The sequence below is a fragment of the Nocardia sp. NPDC127526 genome, assembly GCF_042672265.1.
In the GTDB taxonomy this organism is placed as follows: Bacteria; Actinomycetota; Actinomycetes; order Mycobacteriales; family Mycobacteriaceae; genus Nocardia.
Map to the genome: position 1 here is coordinate 11799 of NZ_JBHXVO010000033.1, position 25244 is coordinate 37042.

At 67.1% G+C, this 25244-nt stretch carries 23 protein-coding genes and 1 tRNA gene; 15 read left to right on the forward strand and 9 right to left on the reverse strand.

Annotated features, from left to right (window positions below; genetic code table 11):
- From ACFVIV_RS33560 to orn, 5 genes are all read right to left on the reverse strand, one after another.
- Positions 1-2565, reverse strand: coding sequence for an Hsp70 family protein (locus tag ACFVIV_RS33560; protein WP_379203395.1), 2565 nt, complete (start codon positions 2563-2565; stop codon positions 1-3).
- A complete protein-coding gene (locus ACFVIV_RS33565) occupies positions 2562-3035 on the reverse strand; it encodes a hypothetical protein (protein WP_379203397.1) in 474 nt (157 codons plus the stop codon). Before ACFVIV_RS33565 ends, ACFVIV_RS33560 begins: the two co-directional genes overlap by 4 nt.
- 19 nt (positions 3036-3054) lie before the next feature.
- Positions 3055-5703, reverse strand: coding sequence for a hypothetical protein (locus ACFVIV_RS33570; RefSeq protein ID WP_379203399.1), 2649 nt, complete (start codon positions 5701-5703; stop codon positions 3055-3057).
- Between the two features lie 240 nt (positions 5704-5943).
- Positions 5944-6016, reverse strand: a tRNA-His gene (locus ACFVIV_RS33575).
- A 66-nt stretch (positions 6017-6082) separates the two neighbouring features.
- Positions 6083-6730 carry an oligoribonuclease gene (orn, locus tag ACFVIV_RS33580; RefSeq protein WP_379203401.1) on the reverse strand — a complete coding sequence of 216 codons (648 nt, stop codon included), beginning with the start codon at positions 6728-6730 and terminating at the stop codon, positions 6083-6085.
- Positions 6731-6909: 179 nt separating this feature from the next.
- Between orn and ACFVIV_RS33585 the strand changes: the two genes are divergently transcribed.
- The 3 genes from ACFVIV_RS33585 to ACFVIV_RS33595 all read left to right on the forward strand — a co-directional run bounded on the left by ACFVIV_RS33585 (position 6910) and on the right by ACFVIV_RS33595 (position 10330).
- Positions 6910-8685, forward strand: coding sequence for a helicase HerA-like domain-containing protein (locus tag ACFVIV_RS33585; RefSeq protein ID WP_379203403.1), 1776 nt, complete (start codon positions 6910-6912; stop codon positions 8683-8685).
- Positions 8686-8972: 287 nt separating this feature from the next.
- Positions 8973-9554, forward strand: a complete 582-nt coding sequence (locus tag ACFVIV_RS33590; RefSeq protein ID WP_379203405.1) for an SDR family oxidoreductase — start codon at positions 8973-8975, stop codon at positions 9552-9554.
- Positions 9555-9610: 56 nt separating this feature from the next.
- Complete coding sequence (locus ACFVIV_RS33595) at positions 9611-10330, forward strand: SDR family oxidoreductase (RefSeq protein WP_379203407.1); 720 nt, start codon at positions 9611-9613, stop codon at positions 10328-10330.
- On the opposite strand, the gene ACFVIV_RS33600 is transcribed toward ACFVIV_RS33595, so the two are convergent.
- Complete coding sequence (locus ACFVIV_RS33600; RefSeq protein ID WP_379203409.1) at positions 10279-11205, reverse strand: LysR family transcriptional regulator; 927 nt, start codon at positions 11203-11205, stop codon at positions 10279-10281. The genes ACFVIV_RS33595 and ACFVIV_RS33600 overlap by 52 nt on opposite strands.
- Before the next feature lie 205 nt (positions 11206-11410).
- On the opposite strand from ACFVIV_RS33600, the gene ACFVIV_RS33605 reads away from it, so the two are divergent.
- The 5 genes from ACFVIV_RS33605 (at position 11411) to lysA (ending at position 16909) form a co-directional block, all read left to right on the forward strand.
- A complete protein-coding gene (locus ACFVIV_RS33605) occupies positions 11411-11989 on the forward strand; it encodes a PadR family transcriptional regulator (RefSeq protein WP_379203411.1) in 579 nt (192 codons plus the stop codon).
- On the forward strand, positions 11986-14013 hold the full coding sequence (locus tag ACFVIV_RS33610; protein WP_379203413.1) for an FAD-dependent oxidoreductase: 2028 nt from the start codon (positions 11986-11988) through the stop codon (positions 14011-14013). Before ACFVIV_RS33605 ends, ACFVIV_RS33610 begins: the two co-directional genes overlap by 4 nt.
- Positions 14013-14600, forward strand: a complete 588-nt coding sequence (locus tag ACFVIV_RS33615; protein WP_379203415.1) for a VOC family protein — start codon at positions 14013-14015, stop codon at positions 14598-14600. The genes ACFVIV_RS33610 and ACFVIV_RS33615 overlap by 1 nt, the downstream gene beginning before the upstream one ends.
- 25 nt (positions 14601-14625) lie before the next feature.
- Positions 14626-15420, forward strand: coding sequence for a mycolate reductase (gene cmrA / locus ACFVIV_RS33620; RefSeq protein ID WP_379203417.1), 795 nt, complete (start codon positions 14626-14628; stop codon positions 15418-15420).
- A gap of 142 nt (positions 15421-15562) precedes the next feature.
- Positions 15563-16909, forward strand: coding sequence for a diaminopimelate decarboxylase (lysA, locus tag ACFVIV_RS33625; protein WP_379203419.1), 1347 nt, complete (start codon positions 15563-15565; stop codon positions 16907-16909).
- A gap of 215 nt (positions 16910-17124) precedes the next feature.
- Here the strand turns inward: lysA and ACFVIV_RS33630 are convergent, their stop codons facing one another.
- Positions 17125-17670 carry a GNAT family N-acetyltransferase gene (locus ACFVIV_RS33630; protein WP_379203421.1) on the reverse strand — a complete coding sequence of 182 codons (546 nt, stop codon included), beginning with the start codon at positions 17668-17670 and terminating at the stop codon, positions 17125-17127.
- A gap of 63 nt (positions 17671-17733) precedes the next feature.
- Here ACFVIV_RS33630 and ACFVIV_RS33635 point away from each other — a divergent pair, with 63 nt between their 5' ends.
- The 5 genes from ACFVIV_RS33635 to ACFVIV_RS33655 all read left to right on the forward strand — a co-directional run bounded on the left by ACFVIV_RS33635 (position 17734) and on the right by ACFVIV_RS33655 (position 20510).
- Positions 17734-18105: a DUF5919 domain-containing protein gene (locus ACFVIV_RS33635; RefSeq protein ID WP_379203423.1), complete on the forward strand. Its 372-nt coding sequence runs from the start codon at positions 17734-17736 to the stop codon at positions 18103-18105.
- Positions 18106-18109: 4 nt separating this feature from the next.
- Complete coding sequence (locus tag ACFVIV_RS33640; protein WP_379203425.1) at positions 18110-18580, forward strand: NUDIX hydrolase; 471 nt, start codon at positions 18110-18112, stop codon at positions 18578-18580.
- Between the two features lie 151 nt (positions 18581-18731).
- On the forward strand, positions 18732-19052 hold the full coding sequence (locus ACFVIV_RS33645) for a hypothetical protein (RefSeq protein ID WP_379203427.1): 321 nt from the start codon (positions 18732-18734) through the stop codon (positions 19050-19052).
- 180 nt (positions 19053-19232) lie between these two features.
- Positions 19233-20012, forward strand: a complete 780-nt coding sequence (locus ACFVIV_RS33650) for a hypothetical protein (RefSeq protein WP_379203429.1) — start codon at positions 19233-19235, stop codon at positions 20010-20012.
- A 276-nt stretch (positions 20013-20288) separates the two neighbouring features.
- Positions 20289-20510 carry a DUF4190 domain-containing protein gene (locus ACFVIV_RS33655; protein WP_379203430.1) on the forward strand — a complete coding sequence of 74 codons (222 nt, stop codon included), beginning with the start codon at positions 20289-20291 and terminating at the stop codon, positions 20508-20510.
- Here ACFVIV_RS33655 and ACFVIV_RS33660 read toward each other — a convergent pair.
- Entirely contained in the window at positions 20507-20875 is a 369-nt protein-coding gene (locus ACFVIV_RS33660; RefSeq protein ID WP_379203432.1) for a hypothetical protein, read from the reverse strand. The two genes, ACFVIV_RS33655 and ACFVIV_RS33660, sit on opposite strands and share 4 nt — an antisense overlap.
- Before the next feature lie 176 nt (positions 20876-21051).
- Here ACFVIV_RS33660 and ACFVIV_RS33665 point away from each other — a divergent pair, with 176 nt between their 5' ends.
- Positions 21052-21798, forward strand: a complete 747-nt coding sequence (locus tag ACFVIV_RS33665; protein WP_379203434.1) for a class I SAM-dependent methyltransferase — start codon at positions 21052-21054, stop codon at positions 21796-21798.
- A gap of 1002 nt (positions 21799-22800) precedes the next feature.
- On the opposite strand, the gene ACFVIV_RS33670 is transcribed toward ACFVIV_RS33665, so the two are convergent.
- Positions 22801-24141: an MFS transporter gene (locus tag ACFVIV_RS33670; RefSeq protein WP_379203436.1), complete on the reverse strand. Its 1341-nt coding sequence runs from the start codon at positions 24139-24141 to the stop codon at positions 22801-22803.
- A 207-nt stretch (positions 24142-24348) separates the two neighbouring features.
- Here ACFVIV_RS33670 and ACFVIV_RS33675 point away from each other — a divergent pair, with 207 nt between their 5' ends.
- Entirely contained in the window at positions 24349-25239 is an 891-nt protein-coding gene (locus ACFVIV_RS33675; protein WP_379203438.1) for a helix-turn-helix transcriptional regulator, read from the forward strand.
- Positions 25240-25244: the final 5 nt, after the last annotated feature.

Here is a 25244-nt window from a genome sequence, read left to right on the forward strand (position 1 = left end):
TCAGTGCGTCGTGCGGATACCGGTCTCCTGACCCCAGCGCGTGACGCGGGCCTCCAGCGGTTGCAGGCGGCCGACATAGAGGTTGTGCAGGCGCTCGCGGGCGGTGCCCGGTCGCAGGTCGATCGCGTCCACGGCCTGGGCGATGGCGCGGAGCTCGGCGAGGAAGGCATCGCGTTCCCGGGGCAGCTGGGCCCGCTCCTGCGGAGCCAGCCGGGTGTCGCCCTGTAGCGCTTCGTATTTCCGGCTGATCAGGGCGTCGAGGGTATCGATCTCGCGGTGCAGCCAGCGCTGCATCTCCGGCGGCGTGGTGCCGATGATCAGGATCTCGCGGATCTCCGGGACCTGCATGACCTCGCGAGTCAGATCGGTGAGCCGGTCGTTGGCCCGCCGCCATGCGGTGAAGTCGCCGGCGTCGTAGGCGGCGCGCGCTTCCGCCTCCAGGCCGTCGAGGCGGAAGCGGTAGGGCTGGGAGGCGGCCGGATCATCGCGGCCGAGCACGATCAGCATGCGGGTGAGACCGTCGAGGTTCTCCTCGAATTTGGCGAGCGGGGGCTCCAGGTACTCGTCCGGACCCGAGCGCTCGTGCAGTGACTGCAGGATGGTCTCGGCCTCCAGCAGCATGTGGTGCGCCTTGGCCTGATCATGGGCGCGGTCGACCAGCCCGTCGACGGCATCGAGCCGTTGTTCGAGTTCGGGTGCGGCCTTGGCGGATTCGGCCCGATGCACTTCCGGTCGGACCTGCCGCCATTCGCTCTGGGCGCGGGCGGCGCGGTCGCGGATCTCCGCCCAGGGCGCGACCTGCCGGACCGGGATGTCGATGGCCGCGGACGCGGCGCGGTCCAGGTGCGGCAGCCGCACCGAGGCATTGATGATCCAGCCGGGCGCGAAGTCCAGGGTCAGCTCCACCTCGGTGCCGGGCGGGACATTGTCGGGCAGATCGTGGATCTGCACCGTGCCGATGGGAACCCGGCCCTCGTAGAGGCGCACCCGCAGGGCCGAGCCGGGGCGCGCGGTCTCCAGGCGATGCTGGGTGCGATGCGGAATCTTGGTGCCCGCCTTCACCACCTGAGCCAGGCGGCCGTCGATCAGCTCCACCGAGAAGTCGTGCGCCAGGATGTCGCCGGCCAGATCCGGCACCGCCTGCGCGTGCCGGGGGCGCACCGCCACCCGCGCGGCGTCGATTTCGGCCCCGTCGGCGAGAACCCGTACCGTGAACGAGTTTTCACCATCACCGGCGAGCGGGACGTCGATGAAGAGGAAAGTGCCCTCCGCGCCGACGAGCTGGTGCCCGAGTCGCTCGCCCGCCGGGGATTCGACGACGACGGCGATCTCCTGCGCGCCGGGCGGGGGCTGCCGCACCCGGCCCGCGATATCGACCGATGAATCCTGGGGGACAAGGGCTTCCAGGTCCATCACCCGACCGGCGGTGCCCCGGCTCGCGGCCTTCAGCGCCGCGCCGACCGCTATCACGAGCTCCGGATGGAACAGCCGCGGGGTGATGCCGAATCGCTCCTGTAAAAGTCGTGACACCAACGGGATTCGCGATGAACCGCCAACCAGCACGATCTCGTCCATCTCCGCCGGCGTCAGCCGGGCCTTGGCCAGCGCTTCGGCGCAATGGTCGAGGGTGCCGCGCAGAAAGTCCTCGATCAGCCGCTCGAAGTCCTGGCGGCGCACCGTCAGATTGATGTTCATCGGCAGGCCGGAACGGTCTTCCAGGTCCTGGCTGATGATCTCGGTTTCGGTGTCCCGGGACAGCTCGTGTTTGGCGGTCTCGGCCAGGCTGAGCAGGCGCGCCAGCCGCTCCGCATCGCGCGGATCGTAGGGCGCGAGCCGCAGATCGTAGCCGGGCAGCTGCGCGATCATCCAGTCGACGATGGCCTGATCGAAGTCGTATCCGCCGAGATAGCGGTTGCCGTCGAAGGAGCGGCTGCTGAACCCGTCCTCGGGACCCCAGCTCACCACCGAGGTGTCGAAGGTGCCGCCGCCCAGGTCGTAGATGAGGAAGCGGCGCGGCTCGGATTCACCCAGGCCGCTGTCGTGCATGTGGGCGAGCGCGGCGGCCACCGGCTCCATCAGCGTTTCGACCACCTCGAGCCCGGCTTCGGCCGCGGCCTTGGTGGTCTGGGTCTTGGCGCCGGTCTCGAAATAGGCGGGCACCGTCACCACGGCGCGGTCGATCGGCACGCCCAGCGCGTCCTCGGCCGTGGTCTTCAGATGCCGTAGCAGATGGACCGAGGCTTCCAGCGGCGTCAGCGTGGCGTGACCGGCGGTGACCGGCTGGCCGGTGCCCATATTCCGCTTGAAGAACATGGCGGGCGGCGCACCCGTCAGGCGCGCTTTGCGTTTGGCGATACCGCCCACCATCGCGGTGCCGTCCGGGGAGATCCAGACCGCCGACGGCGTGGTCGCGGACAGGTCCGGATTGGTGACGATCAGCGCCCCGCCGAGCGGCCGCAACCGGCGGCGGTCGATGAGCTCCTGCTTGTTCGGGAGATCGGCGTCGGCGGGGATGGCTACACAGCAGTTGGTGGTGCCGAGGTCGATTCCGACGACGAAGGTCATGGGGTGGTTCCTCTCTGGCCGCGCAGATATTCGAGTTCGGAGCCGAGCGTGGTCGGCATCAGCTCGAGGAGAAGGTCGTAACGAAGTGGTGGGACACAAGGGGATTCGTTCGCGGGCGGACTCGTGGCGTCGTCGGCCGCGGCGGCGCCCGACGCCAATGTCCGGGCCAGTTCCAGCAATTCGAGCCCGTCGCCGAGATCGGCGTCGGAGGGCACCGGCCGGTGGGTGATCAGTTCCGCCCTCAAGCGGGCCGATGGCGTGCCCAGCTGTTCCTCGGCGGCATTGATCCGCGCCACGTCGAGGACCTCGCCGAAGAGCGGAAAGCGCGTGGCGTCGTACGTGATTCGCTTGCGGCGGGCGGCGATGCGGGCGCGCACGACGGCGGGCGCCGCGGTGGGATCCAGGTCGAGGATTTGAAAGGCCGTGGCGTAGTACGGGTTACGATCCTGCCATGCCCAGGGATTGGTCATTGCCGTCATTCCTGTTCCGTCAGATATCCCTGCGCCGCCTCCGGCGCGAAGCGGTATGCAGCTCCCACTGCCGGGCGGTGGCCAGGATCTCGGGCGCCGCGTCGTAGGGGCTGATGGGCGGCAGTCCCAGCCGGAGGGCGCGCTCCAGATGCGTTGTGGCGGGATGAGCGGCCGTGGTGAACCGGCCCGGCTGCTCCGAGTTGCAGATGAACAGGCAGGCGCCGAGCCAGAAGTCGAGCCGGGCGGCCTTGGCGGCGAAGACCGCGTGCTCGTTGTCCGATCCCCGCCCGGTGCGCGGCGTCGCGTCCGCGCTCCGGCACAGCGGCTCGACGGTCGCCGAGATCCGCAGCAGTATGCGAAGGGCCCCGGCCGCCCAGTCCGCGGTGCCCTGTAACTGCTCGGCATGGTCGATACCGACATCGATCGCGGCCTCCGCGGTATGCAGATTGCCCGGATCGATATGCAGCCAGGTGGCGGCGGCACTGATCGCGCCCTCGATCTCGCCCGCGCGCGCCGGTCGGCGGATGTGGTGGTCGGCTTCGCGGGTGACCTTGCGCCGGGCCGTGGCGTTGCAGCCCTCCGGGAACGGTGATTTCCGGATCAGCTCCATATGGGCGCGGGCGCGGGTGTAGTCGTCCCGCCACAGCGTGCGAATCCGCGTCACATGCGGGTCGAGCAGGTAATCCGGCAGTTCCGCGCGCACGCCGGAGACCGCGCGGTCGATCTCGTCCGGTGTGCAGTCCGGCATGACGGCGCCCAGGTGGGCCCGCATCCGGTCCCAGAACTCGAGGTCGTGATAGATCCGGGCCCAATGCGCGAGCGCCTGCCGCCAATGCGGGAATGCGGCGGCGTCGCCCGCCAGCTCCAGCTGATAGGCCTGGGCGTGTTCGGCGATGGCGAGGTGATGCAGTGATTCCGGATCCTCGCCGCCGCCGTGTTCGCGCCACAGATCGACGGCCTGCCGGGTCCACGGATGCATGACGCCGTCGACGCGGAGGGCGGCGACGGCCAGCAGATCCAGGGCGCGCGGTGCACTGTGGTCCGGGCGCGCGGCGAGGCGTTCGATGCGGTCGGCCGCCTCGTGCAGGGCCGCCACCGCACCGGCGGGCTGATCCGCGACCAGTCGCAGGGCCTGTGCGATCAGCTCCGACACCTCGGTGGGCCGGGACAGCAGTGCCGCCCGCGCGGCCTTCGCGAGCAGTCTGCGCGCGGACTCCACGTACAGGGAATCGAATCCCGCCACGGTGGCGAGCAGTTCGGTGACGCGGGCATCGGCGGTGGTGAGCTCCGCCAGCATCGGGGGGCCGCCGCGGTCGAGCACCGCCTCACCGATGGCCTGCGGCGCCATCATCGACCGGGTGGCCCAGTGCTCGCGATACCGGTCGGCCAGCGCCCCGACGCCGGTGGCCAGCAGCCGGCCGTCCGCGTCCAGGACGCCGAGGATGATCCGCGCGTTCGCGACCATATCGGCCTCGGCCTCGCCGTGGCCGGGCAGGCCGAGGAATTCCCGCAGGGCCTCCCGGGCCTGCGGCAGGTCGCGCGCCTGTAGGTGACCCAGCGCGATGACGAAGAGTGCCGGCCCGCGGACGGCGGTTCCGGCCGACTTCTGGGGCAGTGTCTCCAGCGCCTCGGACCGCCTGCCGTGCAGGATGTCGGCCACGGCCAGGGCGATTCCCCGGCGCGCCGGCTCGCTCGGCCCGCCCGGCACCGACCAGGCCGGTACGGGGTCGAATTCGGGAGGTCTGGGTGGTCGTCGCGGCGGGGTCGGGTGAACGGGTGGTCGCGGGGTGGGAGCCGCCGGTTTCGCGGGGGGTGGGGGATCGGCGGGGCCCGCCGGAACCGCGGTTGGGCTCGGGTCGGCGGGTGTGTCGGGTCGTGATGGCCGGTCGCTGCCGGGCGGCGCCGTCCGTTTCGGGCGTGTGGGACCAGCCGGGGCGGATGCCGACGAGCCGGAGCTCCAATGCCGTGGCGACTCGCGCCGTGCGTCGCCGCCGAATCGTTCGGCGAGCTCGTAGCGGCGTTTGGCGCCGGCCGCATCCCCGCGTTTCTCGGCGCGGTCGCCGAGCAGGCGGAACCACTCGCTGCGGCTGCCCGGCCCCAGCGCGTACAGCACCTGCCAGACCACCGAGGTCCCGCCGCTGAACGCGTGGTCGTCGAAGTTCGCGTCCACCAGATCGGCGAGATAGGACACCGCCAGGTTCCGGAAGGCCGCCGACGCATCGGGATCCTCGGCCCGCAGCGTATTGGCGAACCAGACGCACAGCGCGGATGCCCCCGAATTCCCCGGATAGGTTTTCATCAACTCGGCGGCGACACCCCAGGCCTGCGCGAACGCACTCGGATCCGGACTGCGCATCCACTGGCGGAATACCGCCTGGATGACCGGATCACCCACATGGAATCGGCGTTTGGCCAACGGGATCAGACGCAGCGCCGCCTCCGGCACGATCGCGGCGGCCGCCACCAGATCCTCGAGCACCCGGTCCCGCGCCCGCTGCACGGTACGCAGATCGGCTCCGGTCAGAAACTCTTCGATGAGAGCGAGTTGGCGCCGCGCCTGCTCGACAGGATCGGGCGCGACCGCCGGCCGGCATTGCGGACCCTGCGGTGGTGCTGGTCCCGGTGGTGGCGGCGTATACGGCGGCGGGTAGCTCTGCTGTGGCGGCACCCTCCGGGAATCGGAAGATTCTGGCGACCAAGGCCATTTCACGACGTTTCCCCCGAGTCGTCGTCTGTAATCGGTGCCATCCACGATAGCGACGGCGGCCAACCGGTCAAAGCATTTCGGTTGTGGCCGAACGTGATCCCGGATTCCGGGGCGCAGCACACATTCCGGGCCGCAGTACGAATGCGAGGGGGGATGAACGCGAGAGGCCCCGGTCCGCAGGGACCGGGGCCTCTCACTTCGGGTGGCTGACGGGACTCGAACCCGCGACAGCCAGGATCACAACCTGGTGCTCTACCAACTGAACTACAGCCACCATTGCCGGGCGTTTCCGGCGCGGTAGATCGTATCGCGATCCGGCTCCGAGTACCTAATCGGCTGGTTAGGCGGTATTTCCGGTCTGATTCTCGGTGGCCGGCGCGGGGGGCTTGGCGCTGCCGAGTTCGGCTGCGACGGCCGCGATCTCCGCGGTGGAGGGGCCGGGGGCGGGGACGAAGGCGGTGCGGCGGTAGTACTGGAGTTCGCGAATGGACTCCTGGATGTCGGCGAGGGCGCGGTGGGCCAGGCCCTTCTCCGGCTGGCCGAAGTAGATGCGCGGATACCAGCGGCGGCACAGTTCCTTGATGGAGCTGACGTCGATCATGCGGTAGTGCAGGTGCGCGTCCAGGGTCGGCATATCGCGGGCGATGAAGCCGCGGTCGGTGGCGATCGAATTGCCGGCCAGGGGCACGGTGCGCGGGGTGGGCACGTACTCCTTGATGTACTCCAGGATCTGCTGCTCGGCCTGGTCGAGCGTCACGGTGGAGCGGCGGACCTCCTCGGTGAGCCCGGAACGGGCGTGCATCTCCGTCACCACCGGGGGCATGGCGGCGAGCGCGGCGTCGTCGGCGTGGATCACGATGTCCACGCCGTCGCCGAGGATATTGAGGTCACTGTCGGTCACGAGTGCGGCCACCTCGATCAGCTTGTCGCTGTCCAGGCGTAGGCCGGTCATCTCGCAATCCATCCACACCACGAATTTGTCGGACACTCGGCAAAGGGTAGTCGTTTTGGTTCCCTCGTCCGGGTCACCCGGCCGCGTTGAGCGTGGGTTGCGGGTTGACCGGGGATTATGGTTGCTGCGTATCCGCGCGATCGATAGCGGTCGGTTTGTTGGCAGGGCAGTTCCCTCGAGCAGTCGCAGTTGGCAGAGCAGACGGAGGAAGCGCGATGACCACCCCGCAGGAGAAGGCAGCGGCGGCCCGCAAGGCCGCGGAGGAGGCCGCGCGGATCGCGGCGGAGGCGGCCGCGGCCGCCGAGGCGGCGGAGAAAGAGGCGGCCGCACAGGAGGCGGCGGACAAGGCCGCGGCCGAATCCGAGGCCGAAGCCGAGAAGCCGAAGGCCGGCGCGGCTGCCGCGGATGCGGGCGGCGGTACGACGGCCGGGGCCGGTGCGGCGGGCGGTGATGCGGCCGCGGCGCAGCAGATCGCGGCGGGGTACGCCTTCGAGGGGCTGGCGCTGGAGCTGGGCACCGTCATGGTGGACGGGAAGGTGCATCCGGATGCGCGGGTGCGGATTCCGATGAAGACCATGAACCGGCACGGGCTGGTGGCGGGCGCGACCGGTACCGGTAAGACGAAGACCGTGCAGGGGATCGCCGAGCAGCTCTCGGCGGCGGGGGTGCCGGTGGTGCTGGCCGATATCAAGGGCGACCTGTCCGGGCTGGCCATGCCCGGGCAATCGAACGACAAGATCCTCACGCGCGCACAGGAAACCGGTGACGCCGACTGGGCGCCGAGCGGATTCCCGTGCGAATTCGTGTCATTGGGCACCGAGGGCATCGGGGTCCCGATCCGGGCCACGATCACCGCGTTCGGGCCGATTCTGCTGTCGAAGGTGCTGGGGCTCAACGAAACTCAGGAATCCACGCTCGGCCTGATCTTCCACTGGTCGGATCAGAACGGCTTCCCGCTGCTGGATCTGAAGGATCTGCGTGCGGTCATCCAATTCCTCACCAGTCCGGAGGGCAAGGAGGATCTGAAGGGCATCGGCGGCGTTTCGGCGACCACGGCGGGCGTGATCCTGCGCGCCCTGGTCAACCTGGAGGCCGACGGCGGCGACACCTTCTTCGGTGAGCCGGAACTGGATCCGGCCGACCTCATCCGCACCGTGGGCGGTCAGGGCGTGATCACCCTCTTCGAGCTGGGCGCCCAAGCGGCCCGCCCCCAAATGTTCTCGACCTTCCTCATGTGGGTGCTCGCCGATCTCTTCCAAACCCTCCCCGAGATCGGCGATATGGACAAACCCAAGCTGGTCTTCATCTTCGACGAGGCCCACCTCCTGTTCAACGGCGCCTCCAAGGCCTTCCTGGACCAGGTCGAGCAGACCGTCAAACTCATCCGCTCCAAGGGCGTAGGCGTCTTCTTCTGCACCCAGCTGCCCACCGACATCCCCAATTCCGTTCTCTCCCAGCTGGGCGCCCGCATCCAGCACGCCCTGCGCGCCTTCACCCCCGAAGACCAGAAGGCCCTGTCCAAAACGGTCCGCACCTACCCCAAAACCGCCACCTACGACCTCGAAAAAGCCCTCACCTCACTGGGTATCGGCGAAGCCGTGGTCACGGTCCTCTCCGAAAAGGGCGCCCCCACCCCCGTGGCCTGGGCCCGCATGCAACCCCCACGCTCCCTCATGGACACCATCGGCGACGACGGAATCCGCTCCCGCGCCCAACAATCCCCCCTCTACGCCAAATACGGCCAAACCATAGACGCCGACTCCGCCTACGAGATCCTGGCCGAGAAGATGGCCGCCGCCGCGAAGCAGGCCGAGGCCGAAGCGGAAGCAGCGCCCCCAGCCCGCTCCTCCCGCTCCAAGCAGGCCCCGGTCGACGAGTCGATGGCCGAAAAGATCGTCAACAACCCGGCTTTCAAAAACCTCCTCCGCTCCGCCGCCACCGTCGCCGGCCGCGAAATCAGCCGCAGCATCTTCGGCACCCGCAAGCGCTGAACCGAAACGACATCGACCGGGAACTGGTGGCGGCAAACCCCGAGAAGCTCACGCCACCAGTTCCCGGTCGACGACTTCTGTGTCGACAATGAACGAAAGAGCCGGGGGCGGTATAGGAATTTTCTATGGCGTCTGCTGAATTCTTGTCTTTGCCGCCCGCTCTTTCAGCGACATACGGTGAAACGGCTCGACGATGTGCGCGACACGATTCTCCGAAGATTCGCGCTCTGGGGCACATCGCACTTTTCTGTCGAGCCGACAAGTATGCGATCGAGAGGACGGCTGGGATGAGCACGATCGAGAACAGCTCGGGGACACGCGAACTCGCGGGGAAGCGGGCCCTGGTGACGGGTGGTACTCGCGGAATCGGTGCGGCAATCGTGCGTCGGCTGCTGGACGCGGGCGCCGCGGTGCTGACGACCGCACGATCGGAAACGGGCACGGCGCCGGAGGAGGCCGCCTTTGTGGCGGCCGATGTGCGGACGCGGGCTGGTGCGGAAGCGATTGCCGCGGCGGCGCAGGAGTTGGCCGCGGTACCCACGGTGGCGCCGCCGTTTCTGCACTACACGACGGCAAAGGCGGCGCTGGAGAACTACAGCCGGGGACTGGCCGCGGAGTTGGCCCCGGCTGGAATCCGGGTCAACACAGTGTCTCCGGGGAGAACCGCCACGCCCGGCGGCGAAGCGACGCGGGAGCAGTGGGCGCGCCTGGACGCGGGAACGGATCAGGTCGACACCACCGCACCGATGGGGCGTGATGGCCGGCCCGACGACATTGCCCATGCGGTGCATTTCCTTGTTTCGCCCGGGGCGAGCTGGCTGACCGGAAGCGGTCTCGTCGTCGACGGCGGCGAATTCCCCAGGGGCTGAACGTGTTCGAAGCAAGCCGGAGGAAGCTCTACATGGGTGCGTACAGCGGTAGAAATGTGGTGATCACCGGCGGCGGCAGCGGGTTGGGGTTCGCGCTCGCGAAGCTGCTGGTGAAAGGCGGAGCCCGCGTGTTGATCACCGGTCGCTCGCAGGCGACCCTCGACACGGCACGGGAGCGACTGGGCGAGAACGTGATTGCCGTCCGTGGCGACGTGGCAGCAATAGCGGACCTGGAAGCTCTGGCGGAGCGGGTGACAGCCGAACTCGGCACGATCGACGCCTTGTTCGTCAACGCGGGCATTGCCACCCTCACACCCTTCGACTCGACGACCGAGCAGATGTTCGACGAGCTGTTCGCGATCAATGTCAAAGGCGCCTTCTTCACGGTGCAGAAGCTCGCCCCGCTGCTCGGCCCGGGCGGAGGCGTCGTCCTCACGACCTCGAACGCGAACGTCATGGGCTTGCCGGACACCAGCGTCTACGCGGCCGGCAAGGCGGCGCTGCGCTCGATGGCCCGCAGCCTGTCCCGGGAGTTGCTGCCGCGCGGAATTCGCGTCAACGCGATCAGCCCCGGCCCCATCGACACAGGAATCCTGGAGAATTCGATGACCGCCGAGGCGGCCGCGCAATTCAAATCCGAACGGGTCGCGGACAATCCGATGCGGCGTTTCGGCACTCCCGACGAGATTGCACGGGCGGCAGCGTTTCTCGCTTTCGACGCCACCTACGCGGCGGGCACCGAGTTCGTCGTGGACGGTGGCGTCACCCAGCTTTGAGCGGGCCGGTGCCAATTCTGCTCCCGTAGCAGTTCGAGCAGCGCCGTCTCGGCCGGACCTGCCTCGTGGCGGACCACCGCGACGACGGGCTGGGACACGGCCGGGACCACCGGGCGGGCGAGGTGCTCGTCACCACGGGGGACCGCGGAGGCGGGGACGAGCGTCACGCCCAGTCCATGGGCGGCCCAGCGCACGGCCGTCACCGTCTGAGAGACGCGGGCGGCCGTGGCTGCGGTCAACTCGTTGTCGCGCAGTACGCCCGTCAGCACACCGTCGAGCGCGCTGTCGCGGTCGAACCGCACCCACGATTCCTGCTCCAGTTCGCGCAGCTCGACCCGATCCGAAGCAAGCAGCCGGTGCCCGGCGCCCAGCACCACCACGAACTCTTCGTAGCCGAGGTGCTGGGCGTCGGCGGGGCCACGCTCGCAGGCCGCCATCAGCGCGAGGTCCAGCAGACCCTGGCGGCACAACCGCTCCAGCTCAGCAGAACTGGGCTCCTCGAAGACGGTGACCTCCAGCCGCGGGAATCGTCGGCGCAGCATGCTCAGCACAACCGGCAGCTGCCTGGTACCGAAGCCCATCTGCGCCGCGACCACCAACTCGCCCACCAGCTCCTCGGCACCCTCGCGCGCCGTCGCCCGCGCCCGCCGCGCCGCGTTCACCGCGACCTGAGCCTCCCGCAGAAACGCACGACCCACCACGGTGGGCACCAGTCCGGTCGGTGTCCGGGCGAACAGCGTCACGCCCAATTCCCGCTCGAGATTACGGATTTGCTGCGACATCGACGGTTGCGCGACATGCAGCAGCTCCGCCGCCGCGGTCACCGAGCCCGCTTCGGCCACGGCCAGCGCGTATTCGAACTGACGAAGGCTCATCGGCTCCCCTCCCCTTCCGGCCGGACTCCCGCCCAACCCGTTCGCAATCGCTGCAACAACACGCGACACAACGCCGGAGTCGGCGCGTCTACTCCACCGGTCTTCTACTACCGCCAGTGCGCGGTTCCTGACCGCGGTTGGACAGAGCTGACCTGTACTATGCACTAAGTTGCATAGTACGTATCGTCTCAGTTACCCTGGCCGCATGGCCCTCGAACATGCGCTGCTGGTATCGCTGACCGAACGCGCCAGTTCGGGGTATGACCTGGCGCGACGGTTCGACAAGTCCATCGGCTTCTTCTGGAACGCCACCCACCAGCAGATCTATCGCGTGCTCAAGCGTATGGAGGAGCAGGGGTGGGTGACGGCGGAGGCCGTGGCGCAGGAGGGCCGGCCCGATAAGAAGGTGTACACGGTCAGTGAGGCGGGGCGGGAGGAGCTCACGCGCTGGATCGCCGAGCCCATCGATATCGCGCCCATGCGCAATGAACTCGGGGTGAAGCTGCGGGCCGCCTCGCTCGGCGATGTGCCCGCGCTGTGTGCGGAGGTGACGCGGCATCGCGATCAGCATGCGCACCGCCTCGAGCTGTACCGCACCTTCGAGAAGAAGGACTACCCCGCGCCGGATCAGCTCACCGGCCGCAGACTGCACCAGTACCTCGTCCTGCGCGGTGGCATCCGCGTGGAGGAGGGGTTCGTCGACTGGTGTGACGAAGTACTCGACGCCCTGCAGCGGGACACAGCCCGGTCCCTGGCGTCCGACCCGAAAGGCACTCGGCAATGAGCGCTTACCCGCATCTGTTCGAACCCCTGGACCTGGGATTCACCACGCTGCGCAATCGCGTGGTCATGGGTTCCATGCACACCGGCCTCGAGGATCGGGCCTGGCACACCAACCGCCTTGCCGCCTACTTCGCCGAGCGCGCCAAAGGCGGTGTGGGCCTGATCATTACCGGCGGTTACGCACCCAATCGCACCGGCTGGCTGATGCCCTTCGGCGCCAAGCTCACCAATAAGACCGAGGCCTACCGGCATCGCGCCATCACCAAGGCGGTGCACGCCGAGGGCGGCAAGATCGCGCTGCAGATCCTGCACGCCGGGCGTTATTCCTATATGCCCGGCAGTGTTTCGGCGTCGGCCATCAAGGCGCCGATCAATCCGCTCAAGCCCCGCGCCCTGTCGTCCAAGGGTGTCGAGGAGACCATCGACGACTACGCCCGCTGCGCCTACCTGGCCAAGTTCGCCGGTTACGACGGTGTCGAGATCATGGGCGGCGAAGGCTATTTCATCAATCAGTTCCTGGCGCCGCGCACCAATAAGCGCAAGGACAAGTGGGGCGGCAACGCCGAGAACCGCCGCCGCATCGCCGGTGAGGTCGTCCGCCGCGTCCGCAAGGCCGTCGGCCCCGACTTCATCATCGTCTTCCGGCTATCCATGGCCGATTTCGTGGAGGACGGCCAGACCTGGGACGAGATCGAAGCCGTGGCAAAAGATGTGGAGGCGGCCGGCGCCACCATTATCAATACCGATATCGGCTGGCACGAGGCCCGCGTCCCCACCATCGTCACCTCGGTTCCCCGCGCCGCGTTCGTGGAGTGGACCGCGAAGGTCAAGGACGTGGTGAGCATTCCGGTCTGCGCCTCCAACCGCATCAATATGCCCGAGACCGCCGAGGAGATCCTCACCCGCGGCGACTCCGACCTCATCTCCCTGGCCCGCCCCCTGCTCGCCGATCCCGACTGGGTCCGCAAGGCGCAGGAGGCGCGCAATGACGAGATCAATACCTGCATCGCCTGCAACCAGGCCTGCCTGGATCACGCCTTCCAGATGAAAACCGTGTCCTGCCTGCTGAATCCGCGCGCCGGCCACGAAACCGAACTCCAGCTGCTGCCCACCCGCCGCACCAAGAAGGTCGCCGTGGTCGGCGCCGGCCCCGCCGGCCTGTCCGCCGCGGTCAGCCTGGCCCAGCGCGGCCATGTCGTGGACCTCTTCGAATCCGACGACAAGATCGGCGGCCAGTTCGACATCGCCCGCCGCATCCCCGGCAAGGAAGAGTTCAGCGAGACCGTCCGCTACTTCACCCGCCAGATCGAACTCACCGGCGTCCGTTTGCATCTGGGCACTCGCGCCACCGCGCAGCAGCTCATCGACGGCCGTTACGACGAGGTCATCCTGGCCACCGGCGTGAAGCCGCGCATTCCCAATATCCCCGGCATCGACCATCCGAAGGTGCTCACCTACGCCGAACTGGTGCGCGATGGCAAGCCGGTCGGTAAGAAGGTCGCCGTCATCGGCGCCGGCGGCATCGGCTTCGATGTCAGCGAATTCCTCACCGTCGAAGGCCATCCCAGCCTCAAGCTCGACGAGTGGAAGGAAGAGTGGGGCGTCTCCGACGATCCGAATGCCCGCGGCTTCCTGACCGCGCCCAAGCCGTCCCCCGCCGCTCGTGAAGTCGTTCTGCTGCAACGCAAGTCGTCATCCTTCGGCAAGGACCTGGGCAAGACCAGCGGCTGGGTGCACCGCGCCGCGGTCAAGGCCAAGGGTGTGGAGCAGATCGGCGGCGTCAACTACGAGCGCATCGACGATCAGGGCCTGCACATCAGCTTCGGCGAGAAACGCCAGCGGCCCACCGTCATCGAATGCGACAACGTCATCCTGTGCGCCGGGCAGGAATCGGTGCGGGATCTGGAGGAACCCCTGAAGGCCGCAGGCGTCAAGATCCACCTCATCGGCGGCGCCGACCTGGCCGCCGAACTGGACGCCAAACGCGCCATCAACCAGGGCACCCGCCTGGCCGCGGCCCTCTGATGCCGAACCTGACCCGCCTCGGCCTGCCCGGAGACGAGCAGGCCTGGGCGGCACTGGGATTCACGATCACTGACGGCGAGATCCGGATCGGCCAGGTCACCTGCACGCTGGGCGTCGCTGCCTGGGGCTTCGACGAAGTGCACGCCGATCCGGCCGAGCTGGGCGTGCCCGCACTGCTGTCGGATGCGTCGGCCGATGCGGCCGCCTCGCATCCGAATGGCGTGACTCATGTCGATCACATCGTCTACTGGGCGCCCGATCTCGATGAAGCGGTCACGAATCTCACCGCGGTGCTCGGCATTCCGCCGCGCCGCCGCTTCTTCCCGCGCGGTCCCGAAGGCCCGGAGATGGCCTTCTACCGTGTGGGCGAAGCCTTCATCGAAGCGGTCGGCTCGGGTCTGCCGCCCGCGCTGGTCGGCGTCGCCTTCATGACACCGGATCTGGACGCCTGCGTCGAAGCCATCCGCGCTCAGGGCGGTCCCATCGGCGATCCCAAACCGGCCGTTCAGGGCGGTCGCATCGCCAGCGTGTGGCGTGGGCACGCCAACTGGGGCATCGCCTTCATGGAACCCGAACCCCGCACCTGACCCCGCCCCAGTAGGCTCGCTCATCGTGAGCTTGCCTGCACCCACCGCTGAGAACCGTGCCGTCGTCACCGGAGCCTCCTCCGGGATCGGAACCGCCCTCGCCGAAGAGCTCGCCTCGCGCGGCTATTCGCTCATCCTCGTGGCCCGCCGCGAGGATCTGATGAACCAGCTCGCCGAGAAGCTGACCGCGAAGTACGGGATAACCGCCGAGGTCCGCGCGGTCGATCTGTCGAATCGGGAGCAGCGCGCGCCGCTGGCCGAGGAGCTGGCCAAGCGCGATATCGCGATTCTGTGCAACAACGCGGGCGTGGCCACCTTCGGCTCCCTCGCCAAGCTCGATCTGGGTTATGAGCGCGACATCATGGAGCTCAATGCGGTCGCGGTGCACGATCTGACGCTCGCGGTGCTGCCGAGCATGATCGAGCGGCGCAGCGGCGGGATTCTCATCACCGGGTCGGCGGCGGGCAATATGCCGATTCCGAACAATACGACCTATGCGGCGTCGAAGGCGTTCACCAATACGTTCGCCGAATCGCTGCGCGGGGAGATGAAGGAGCACGGCGTGCACGTCACGCTGCTGGCTCCCGGGCCGGTGCGCACCGACAATCCGGATCAGGACGAGGTCGGGAACAAGATTCCGGAGTTCATCTGGGTCACCGCCGCGCACACTGCCAAGATCACCATCGATGCGCTGGCCCGGAACAAGATGCGGGTGGTTCCCGGCCTGATCAGCAAGGGTATGAGCCTGGCCGGGCAGTTCGGGCCGCGGTCCATCACCTCGGTCGTCGCCGGCGCCGCCTACAAGAAGCTGGGCAGCTGACCGGCTGAGCGGTCAAGGATCCGTCAAGATCGGGTACTCGCTCGTCAAGGGCGTGTAGCCAGGTGTTTCCGGAATCCCGGGACAGGCGTACTCCTGACAATGGCCCCGCATACCGAACGGCGGGGGCGACTCAGGAGACATCGTGACGCTGCTCGACATATTCCCGTCGCTGCGGTCGGGGGGCATGCTTCCTCGGCTGGATCCGGCGGTCTGGCCGCGTGAAACGCACTACGACGCCGACGGTCGCATTACCGTCGGCGGCGTGGCGCTCGCCGATATCGCCGACCAGTACGGCACGCCCACTTATGTGCTCGACGAGAGCGAGGTGCGGGCGCGCTGCCAGGCGTACCGGAAGGGGTTCCCGGACGCCGAGGTCATCTACGCGGGCAAGGCGCTACTGACCCGGGCCGTGGCCGAATGGATCACCGACGAGGGGCTCTCGCTGGATGTGTGCTCGGCCGGTGAGCTGGCCGTCGCGCTCTCCTCGTGGGTGGATCCGCAGCGAATCGTGCTGCACGGCAATGGGAAGCCCTTCGCCGAGCTGGAGACGGCCATCAATTGCGGTGTCGGGCGCATCGTCGTCGACTCGCTCACCGAGATCACGCTGCTCGCCGCCCTGGCCACCCACCCGCAGCAGGTGATGCTGCGGGTGACGCCCGATATCGACGTGCACGGCCATCCGGCGGTGCGCACCGGTGTCACCGATCAGAAGTTCGGCTTCCCCATCGGCAGCCACGCGCTGTCCGAGGCCGTGGAACGCATTATGCGGCAACCGAATCTGGAACTCGTCGGCCTGCACTGCCATATCGGGTCGCAGATCTACGACACCTTCCCCTACGGCGAGGCCGTGCGCCGCATGGTGGGCGAAATGGCGCGCATCCGTGACGAATACGACCTCACCCTGAAGGAACTCGACCTCGGCGGCGGCCACGCGGTCGCCTACCGCAGCGGCGACGCGGAAATGAACCTCCCCGAACTCGCCGACATCATCGAGGATTCCCTCGACGCCGCCTGTCAGCGGCACGGCTACCCCCGCCCGCACATCTCCCTGGAGCCCGGCCGCGCCATCGTGGCCCGCGCGGGCGTCACCCTCTACCGGGTGCTGTCCATCAAACAGGTCGAAGGCGGCCACACCTACGTCACCGTCGACGGCGGCATGGGCGACAACTCCCGCGTCGCCCTCTACGGTGCCCGCTACGACGCCGTCGTCGCCAACCGCCACCCCACCGGCCCGATGATGACCGCCACCATCGCCGGCCGCTACTGCGAAGCCGGCGACATCCTCGCCACCGACGTCCGCCTCCCCGTCGACCTCCGCCCCGGCGAAGTCCTCGCCATGCCCTGCACCGGCGCCTACCACCACTCCCTGGCCTCCTCCTACAACGGAGTCGGCCGCCCGCCCATCATCGCCGTCCGCGACGGCGACTGCCGCGAACTCATCCGCCGCGAGACCATCGACGACCTCCTCAGCCGCGACATCGGCCGCTGAGGACGAACGCTGCGCCAGCGAGGGAAGACCGGTATCGAGGTGACCGTGGCGGGGGACGGCACAAACGGCTTGATGATCACGGGAAAGGACGGTCCGCCAGGGCTGACGGGTGGTTCAGTGGAGTCCCGGGGCAACACGTACCACCCGAAAACTATCAAGGCCACGACTATCTCGCCGATCCACATGAGCACCAAGAGGCATACCACTTCGTGCATCTACACAGTCGGTGGATCGAGCTCGCGGGTCAGCCAGATCGAGTCGCCACGTTCGGCATCCGGGTCGACGCGCCCGCTGCGGTCGAAGCCGAGCTTCTCCAGCACGCGGAACGACGCAGTGTTCCATTCCCGCACCGTCGCCCACAATCGTCGTCGCCCCGTACAGGCCGCGGCCTCGACAACGGCCCGACCGGCCTCGGTCGCATACCCGTGTCCATGGGCTCGACGGACGAGCTCGTAGGCGATCTCCGGCTCGTCATATGACGCTTGGCCGACGATCAGACCGCAGTAGCCGATGAACTCGCCGGTGTCTCGACGCTCGATAGGAAGCAAACCGAGACCGGGATCAGCGCCAAGAGGGTTGGCCACCAACCATTCCCGCATTTCCGCGAGGGTCGGTCTGCCGTCCGCGCCGATCCTTCGCCGGGACCGCACATCGCGCTCGGCCCACAACGCCCGCTGTTGCTCCGCGTCCGTGAGCAGCCATCGCCGCAGCCGGAGTCGGGAGGTCGACAGACTCGCCGGAAACTCCGCGTACGACCCCACGACCCCAATCTACGCGACGCCATACCGACGAATGGGCACGTCCGGCGGCGTCTGAACGATCTATTGAAGGAAAGGGCCGAGGCGGGCTGCTCGATACGGATCGCTGTCGGTGACGCCGACAGCGCCAATGTCAGGCAACGCGGCAGGGAAGAGAAGTTCGGGCACGGCATCGAATCCCGTTGCCGTCTTGCTCTGATGCATTACCAACCGCTGTGCGCGACGTCGGGCATCGAGCTGCGGACGCACGACACGACCCTCTACAACAGCATTTATCGCGCTGACGACCAGATGCTGGTGAATGCTCACATGTGGGGAGTGAACGCTTACGGCGCACCTGTCTGGCATTTGCGCCGTACCCGCGACGGCGGCCTGTTCGACACCTACGCCGAGAGTTTCGACGCGGTCTGGCGAACAGCCCAACCGGTGGAAAGGTAAGTCGATGTCGCGCACCGAGTTCTACGACGACCCAGCCGCACCCAAGCCCAACAGCCTCATTGTCGCGGCGTCGGCCGTGGTGTGCGACGACCGAGGCCACATTCTTCTACAGCGGCGCGCTGACAGCGATCTGTGGGCACTCCCCGGTGGCGGCATGGAGCTGACGGACAGCCTGCCGGGATGCGCTGTGCGCGAGGTGAAAGAAGAAACCGGCCTCGATATCGAGATCACCGGACTCGTCGGCACGTACACCGACCCCCGCCACGTGATCGCCTACAGCGACGGTGAGGTCCGACGCCAGTTCAACGTATGTTTCCGGGCTCGTGTCATCGGCGGCGACCTGGCCATCTCCGATGAATCGACCGACCTACGGTTCGTCGCCCCGGCCGAACTCGACAGCCTCGACATGCACCACACGCAGCGGCTCAGGATCGGGCACTATCTGGAGGGACGCTCCGAGCCCTACCTCGGCTGAAGGTCGGGCAATTCTTTGAATGTGCGCTGTTGATCGACGAAGGCCGCGTTCCCGAATGACCGATACGGGAGCCATCACAGGAATTTGACGGATCAAGTATCGCGATAGGCTGACCGAGGATTTCACCACACCCGCCAGCACAATCGGGAGGTTGATCGCAGTGCGCGACAGGGAGCGCATCGTCGGTGAGCTGCGAACGCGGGCTCAGCGAGGAGAAACGCCAGCCGAAGTGGGCACCTGGTTGGTGCGTGAGCTCGGGGCCGCCCAAAACCGCGAGTTCCAGCTCGCCGGCTATATGTTCCACGCCTTCGAGATCTCCATTAAGGCTCTCAAAGAAGCCTCTGACTGGGTGGGTCTCGGACATGGCGGCACGATGACAGATGACGAACTGAACCAGCTACTGGGCCCGTTGGTTCCCCGATCCGGTGACCGCGAGTTGGTCCAATACCCGGATGGCTCCTGGCGTGCGTGACCGGTCCCGGTCTGTCTGAACGACCTCATGCGCGGCGAGAACAACATATTGCGCCTGCTCGAGTTCCGTCGGGGCAGCGTTGCGATGAACCGATGTGCACCGTCACGGCGTTAGGTTCGCTGCATGGGCGGATGGACGCAGATGGCGGACGTATCAGTGATCGCTGGCGGGTGGTGACCGGTGCACTTCCTGGCGATCGCCATCGGACCCCACGTACAGCGGCAGTTGGCGTTCTGGGGCACCCGCACGCGGCTCACGCCCTACCGCAAGTATGTGACCGCCGACGAGCTCGAACACCATCAGAGCTACGTGCGAAGGTTTCCCGTCGACGGTGTGGATCCCGACGATATTGCCGCAGTTCTGCGGTGGGCGGAAGCGGAGTCGCTGGCCTCCGAGGGAGTGGGGCAAGACGAACAGGGGTGGTACTTCTGGACCACCGAGAATTGGAAAGCCAGGTGGGACTACTGGACTGTCGGTGGTCGTTGGTCGCAGCACCTGATCATCCGTGAGGGTGGTGTGGCGGTGCGCGCTGATGACGAGTTCTACATGGGAGCCCCCGACCCTCAGCGGACCGAGTTGTGGGAGCAGGCGCCGACCAGCGAGCGGTTGCACGCGGCGCAGACTCTCAAGCGCCACATCGATTTCGATGCGATGCAACGTCGAGCGGAGGAGAGCGCCGAGCAGCAGTGGAACGGCTATCAAGCCGAACTCCGCGAAGGGCGACGAGACTCGTTGATGGACAGGCACATCAACGGTTTCACCCGTGAGCAGTATCTGGCGCGCACGACCTGGCATCCGGCCTATCTCGTCATCGACGGCCTCTGGCACGAACGTGGCGATCTCGGCCTGCGAGCCGATGTCAGCGACGAGCGGGCAGCAGAATGGACAGCGTTCGTGACCGACCAGTTCGCACGCCTGCCCGACGACACACTGATCACGTGCATCGACTGCCACACCTGATAATCACCGTCGTCCCGCCGACCACCATGTGATCGGCAGTTGCGGATGTTTCGCAGGATGCTGACGGACCGAGATGCTCTCGAGCCGTTGATCTTCGGGTAGGTTTGCTGGACTGATCAGCCGGGAAGGGACACCGTGCATTCGAAAGATGAACTGCCGCAGGGCCTAGCGGGGCATCGGCCCGGAGGCGCTCTCGATGCTGCGCCGCGGCGTGGCGGGTCACCCGGACTGGGTTCGCTGCCCGCGTATCCGATGCCGCCCGGCGGACGGAGTCAGATGCCGTACTCGTCCAAGACCAACGGGTCCGCTGTCGCTTCGTTCGTGCTCGGCCTGTCCGGTTTCGGCGTGGTGGGCTCGGTGGTGTGCGGCGTGAGAGCCCTGAACCAGATCCAGTCGAGCGGTGAACGGGGCAAGGGATTCGCCATTGCGGGCATGGTGTTCTCGGGTCTGTGGGTTGTGGTGGTGGCGACGATAGTGCTCGTCAGTCTCGCGAATTAGTCCGAGCCGGGCCACAGGCCGGTCGGTTCGGAAGGGAGGAAACCTTCGCCGCCACAGTTCCCACCGCGCGCCGCCGCCCGTGCGGGAGGCTTAACCAGGGGTGAAATACTCTGCGCGCCAGAATCGTTGGGGAACGTTTGGGGGTCTACTGAGGTCTTCAGCTTGCCGGTCTCTTTTGGGATGTCGTATTCGCGGATGGAAACGTCGTAGATCTCCGACGTCGGCAGGTTGCCGAGTAGGTCTCCGAGGGGATCCCACGGATTCTCGCTGATTTCCGGGTGCTTCATGAACTGAGCGCGAGGCGCTGGCCATACGTCCATCACCATCGTCGCCTCGACGGTGTCGCCGTCGACCAGATTGATCATGAAGTGTGCTCCCTGCCACCAGCAGTCCGCACTCCACGGGAGCCAGAAGCGGATGTTCGAGTTGGGCTGTCGTAGTGTTGAGCGGGGGATAGTCTGGCGCGCAAAGGAACTCGGATTCTGCACGTGGGCGGGGAGCGTTCAGGCGCATCTGCTACTGGCGTGTTAACGTCGGGCACGTGGGGACAACAACGCAGCGAACCGACTCCGGCGGCGCGGCCGCGTACGACCCGATCGCCAAGGCCTACGCCGAGGAGAACGCGACGAGTCTCCTCAACGAGTACTACAACCGGCCTGCGATCCGGAACCTGCTCGGCGACGTGACGGATAAGCATGTGCTGGACGCCGGGTGCGGCTCGGGGCCCACGCTCGTCGACCTCATCGAAGGCGGAGCGACTGCGGTCGGAATCGACGGCAGCCAGGCCTTGATCGACATCGCCACAGACAGAGTTGGGGGCGCCGCAGAGCTACACGTCGGCGACCTGGCAGCCCCTCTACCGTTCGGCGACAACACATTCGACGACGTTGTCTGCTCCCTCGCGCTGCACTACCTCGAGGACTGGCACTCCCCGCTGGCGGAGATGCGCCGCGTGCTCAAGCCGGGAGGCCGCCTGATCCTCTCGGTGGAGCACCCGCTGGTCATCTGGTTCACGCAACTTCAGGCCGGCGAGACCACGAACTACTTCGCCACGCGCCAACGCAAGGTGACCGATATGGCCGGTCAGACTGCAGACCTCACATTCTGGGATCGGTCCTTGTCGACTATGTTCCAGACATTCTTCGACAGCGGATTCCGTATCACCCGCGTCGAGGAACCGGCACCTGCCCCGGAAGCGGTCGAGCGGTTCCCCGAGTTCTTCCAGGACCGCGAGGACCCGAGGTTCCTGGCCTTCTTGTTCCTGGTGTTGGAGGCCACGGCAGGTTGACCTTTGACCGCCAAGCGCCGACCGGTTCGGTCAGCTCGACCAGCGGCAATGTAGTGCGTTGCACCGGCCTGGATCCGCCACCCCCTGAATCGGGCCGTTCACGCCCGGCACGGGTCGCGGTGTTAGGTTGCCGGGCATGGATTTTCAGTTGCCACCGCCGACGGTGCTGTGGGCGAGGGCAGCGGTGTCGGATGTCCTCACGGTCGCTTTTCCTGGGTTTGACCGCCACTTCGCCGATAGAGCACGTGATATCGGAACTCGATCAGCGATCGCGGGTGGACGGTTGGACGTCGATTATGGCGCCGGAGATTTGAGCTCGGCGACGAGCCCTACTTCGATGAGGACACCGGGGAGTATCCCGAGGCACTCGAGCTCGCCGATGTCTGGAAGCTGAGCGATTCCGCACAACGTGGCACCCTGACCAAAGATGATCTGGATTTCTTCGATCCGGAGGTAGGAGAAGCCGCCTACCAATACCTTTGGCGTGCTGGTGTCGTTGTCGGGTCACCGTCACCTGCCGAGTCACTAGACCATCACTGATCGCCCCTCCGACGTCCTGTAATCGGCTAGCGGATGTCGTCGGGACGTCATTTCAACTGCCGGAGGGTTACAGAGCGTTCGAGGGAGGCGGCGATCTTCGAACTTCGGCCGGATGTTGTTGACCAGATGCGCCGCATCGCAAGGAATGTGGCGGCGAGCGGGACGAGATGGTTCGAGCCGTAAGCGGGCGGATATCCGGTCGCGTGTGTATTCGTTTGTCTTCAGGGTCGGGGCGTGGCCGGGATATGTAGTCAGAGCGGAGAGGTGTTGTGCGGTGAGCAGATTCGCTGAGGTCATCGTTCTGGCACGTGGGGCGGGGGAGGTCATGAAGCATCTGGAGCAGGACGATGATTCCCGGCGATGGCATCAGACCTCCTCCTCGTTGCGAATGAGGACCTGCACCGAGTCCGGGCGTGGCCACGGTAAGGTCGATGTCGTCGACTCGCATCTCGATGTTGGCGGTCAGCGTGCCGCGCGGATGGCTAGGGTCGCGGCTGCCAGGGCTGTCACGCCCTCGGTGATGCCCGCGACGGCGAACGCGTGTGAGGCCGAGAGTGTGGTGGGTCCGGCCAGGCTCAGGAACAGGGAGCCGAAGGTCGCGATGCCGACCACTACGCCCAGTTGGGTGCCGGTGACCAGGATTCCGCTGGCGTCGGCGGCGAGTTCGGCTGGGACCCGGCTGGTGGCGCGGGCGACGAGGGGGCCGAAGCAGAGGCTGAATCCGGCGCCCATTACGGCGAAGACCGCTAGTTCCAGCGCGCCTGGCTCGCTGGCGTCTCGCAGCAGCAGGCCCATGGCGGCCAATGCGGCGGCGGCCAGCACCAATCCGGTGGGGACCACGGCCGCGTGGAAGCGTGCCGGGATGCGCTGCCAATTCAGGCTGCACACGGCGAAGGCGATTCCGTTGGGCAGGAACAGCAGTCCGGCGTGCAGGGCGCTGTAGCCGAGTGTGCTCTGCAGGTGGATGGCCATGACGAACAGGGAGCCGCCGACCGTGCACATCACCAGGAACAGGGTGATGGCGCTGAGCACGAGACCCGGCGCGCGCAGGACCCGATCGGCGAACAACGGTTCCCCGCCTCGCCGGTGCACCTGCCGCTCGACGAGTGCGAAACCCGCGAACCCCACTGCGGCGGCGGCCATTGCGAGCAGCGACCACAGTGGCCAATCCTGCTCGTGGCCGAGCACTAGCGGCACCACCAGCAGCAGGACCGACGTCGTCAGGGCGGCGAGCCCGGCCAGGTCCGGTTTGCGGTCCACTCGCGCTGTGACGGGCAGTAGTCGCGGGGCCACGATCAGCAGCGCGACTCCGATGGGCACATTCACCAGAAACACTCCACGCCAACCGGTTCCGAAGAGATCCGCGCTGACGATGAGGCCGCCGAGGATTTGGCCGGCGACCATCGCTCCCGAGGTCACCGCCGCATAGGCCGAAATCGCCCGCGCCCGTGTGGCTCCGGCAAAGGTGCGCTGAATGATCGTCATGACCTGCGGCACCATGGCGGCGGATCCGATGCCTTGCAGGAATCGGAACACGATGAGTGCGGGCGCATTCCACGCCAGACCGCAGGCCAGCGAGGCCACGGTGAAGATCGCCAGCCCCGCCACGAACATGATCCGCTGCCCGAGCCGATCACCCAGTCGCGCCCCGGTCACCAGCAGCACCGCATACGCGATCACATACCCCGAAACGATCAACTGCAAGGCCGAACCCGTTGTGCCCAGCGAGGTCCGGATCGCCGGCATGGCCACATTGACGATCGACGTATCCAGCACCGATACGAACTGGCCGGACAGAATCACCGCGAGCACGATCCGCGGGCGCGCCGCCGGGCGTGTGGCCGTTGGAGCTGGATTTGGGGTCGGGGGGTTCGCGCTGTCGGTTGTGCGGGTCGGGCTCAGTGTCATGCGGATGAGCCTCTGCTGTCTCCCCGCTGGGAGATAGGAGTCTGCTTATACGGGTATCGGCAGCACCTGGATACGGGTGCTGTGAACCGGCAGGATGGTTCGGTGAGCTCGGTACGCAAGGCGCGGCGGGAAGAGTTGTCGGCATTCCTGAAATCGAGGCGGGCACGCATCACCCCCGTGGATGTGGGGTTGCCCGCCGGATCACGCCGTCGCACCCCTGGGTTGCGACGGGAAGAGGTGGCGCAGCTGGCCGGGGTCGGGGTCACCTGGTACACCTGGCTGGAGCAGGGGCGGGATATCAATGTGAGTGTGCAGGTGCTGGACGCCATTTCGCGGACGCTGTGCCTGGACGGGGCCGAGCGGGCGCATCTGTATCAGCTGGCGAATGTGCCGACGGTGCCCAGCCCGTCGGCGGATGGTCCGGTGCCGCCGGAGTTGCAGGTGATTCTCGATCATTTGCAGCCATTGCCGGCGGCGCTGCTCAATGCGCGATACGACCTGATGGCGTACAACGCATCCTATGCGGCGTTGTATCCGGGATTCGTTCGCGCGCATCGGAATGTGCTGCGGCATGTGTTCCTGACGGCGGAGTGCTGCAATCCGTATCCGGCGAGTCATCCGGAGCATCTGGCGCGGATGGTCGGCTATTTGCGCGCGGCGTACGCGAAGCATTTGCAGGATCCGGAGTGGACGGCATTCGTGGACGATCTCTGCTCGGAGAGCGCGGAATTCGCGAGCATGTGGGCGCGCAATGATGTGGCCGCCCCGCTGGGCCGCACGCGAGTGATCCGCAATCTGGCGATCGGGGAGCTGGAGATGGTGCTGACGAGCATGTCGCTGCCGTCCATTGCCGGGGCGTGGGTGCAGGTCTGGACGCCGGAGAACGAGACCGGATGGGAGCGGCTGCACGGGCTGCTGGGCATGTCCGAGGAGGAGCGGCGGCGGCCGTGGGAGGAGCACTGGCGGCGCGAACACGGGTGGACGCCCGCCTGAACAGC